Consider the following 1,403-nt stretch of genomic DNA (forward strand, 5'->3'; position numbering starts at 1 on the left):
AACCTCTCCTATGTGCCGTTCGCCGGTGGCGGCGAGGCGCTGTCGGCGCTGCTCGGCAACCAGGTCGCGGCCGGCATTTCCGGCTACGGCGAATTCTCCGAGCAGATCAAGGCCGGCGCGCTCCGGCTGCTCGCCATCTCGGCCGACAAGCGCCAGGACGGCATCGATGCGCCGACGCTGAAGGAGGCCGGTTTCGATGTCGAGCTGTTCAACTGGCGCGGCGTCTTCGCGCCGCCCGGCGTGTCCGACGACGACAAGGCGGCGATGATCAAGCTGATCGAGACCATGGCCAAGAGCGACGCCTGGGCGACAGAGTGCAAGAACCGCAACTGGACGCCGATCCTGCTCACTGGCGACGACTACGCCAAGTTCGTCACCGAGGACACCGCCCGCATCGGCGCCATTTTGAAGGATCTCGGTCTCGCCTGAGGCGTCCACCGGATCACGGAGGCGGCACCGCCTCCGTGACAGCATGCAAGCAGGAAATGGACTGCGGCGATGCCGGCAGCCGCGTGCCGGCCATCCGGCGAGGAGATCATGAGCACCAGCGACCATCAGGCGTCACCGCCGGGTCTTGCCTTACCTGAATTACTGATCGGCGTCGGGCTTCTCGCCTGCGCCGGCGCCGTCGCCTGGCAGACGCTGGCGATCCCGGTCTCGCCGCTCTACTCCAAGGTCGGCCCGACGGTCTTCCCCTATATCACCATGGCCGGGATGATCTTGCTGTCGCTGCTGCTCATCCTCGCCGCCATTCGCGGCGGCTGGCAGCCGGAGGAGGAAAAGGAAACGCCGACCGATTGGAAGGCGATGGGCCTCGTGGCGGCGGGTCTCGTTGCCAACCTCGTGCTCATCCAGCCGCTCGGCTTCACCGCGGCCTCGGTCATCATGTTCGTGCTGGTCTGTTTCGGCTTCGGCAGCCGGCACCCGCTGCGTGACGCGCTGCTCGGCCTCGTGCTGGCGCTTGCCGCCTATTTCGGCTTCGCCAAGGCGCTCGGCGTCAACATCGGTGCCGGCCTGATCGAGAACCAGCTCAACGCGCTGATGGGCGCCATGCTCGGCGGCAAGGGGGGCTGAGATCATGGACACGCTCAGCCATCTCGCGCACGGGTTCGCTGTCGCCTTCACGCCGACCAACCTGTTATGGTGCCTTGTCGGCACGACGCTCGGAACGGCGATCGGCGTGCTGCCCGGGCTCGGGCCGGCGCTGACCATCGCGCTCTTGTTGCCGATCACCTACCAGGTGGCGCCGGAGGCCTCGTTCATTTTGTTTGCCGGCATCTATTACGGCGCGATGTATGGCGGCTCGACGACGTCGATCCTGCTCAACACGCCTGGCGAAAGCGCCACGATCGTCACCGCGCTCGAGGGCAACCGCATGGCGCGTTCGGGGCGCGGCCGGGCGG

The 1,403-nt window shown here is 66.9% G+C and carries 3 protein-coding genes; all 3 read left to right on the forward strand.

Annotated elements, in window-relative coordinates:
* Positions 1-429: tripartite tricarboxylate transporter substrate-binding protein (locus EOA24_RS37895; RefSeq protein ID WP_281059935.1), on the forward strand; the 429-nt coding region annotated here is incomplete at its 5' end.
* Positions 430-537: 108 nt separating this feature from the next.
* Positions 538-1,074 carry a tripartite tricarboxylate transporter TctB family protein gene (locus EOA24_RS37900; RefSeq protein ID WP_126081216.1) on the forward strand — a complete coding sequence of 179 codons (537 nt, stop codon included), beginning with the start codon at positions 538-540 and terminating at the stop codon, positions 1,072-1,074.
* 4 nt (positions 1,075-1,078) lie between these two features.
* Positions 1,079-1,403: tripartite tricarboxylate transporter permease (locus EOA24_RS37905; RefSeq protein WP_189354594.1), on the forward strand; the 325-nt coding region annotated here is incomplete at its 3' end.

This window comes from Mesorhizobium sp. M2A.F.Ca.ET.039.01.1.1 (assembly GCF_003998035.1).
GTDB lineage: Bacteria > Pseudomonadota > Alphaproteobacteria > Rhizobiales > Rhizobiaceae > Mesorhizobium.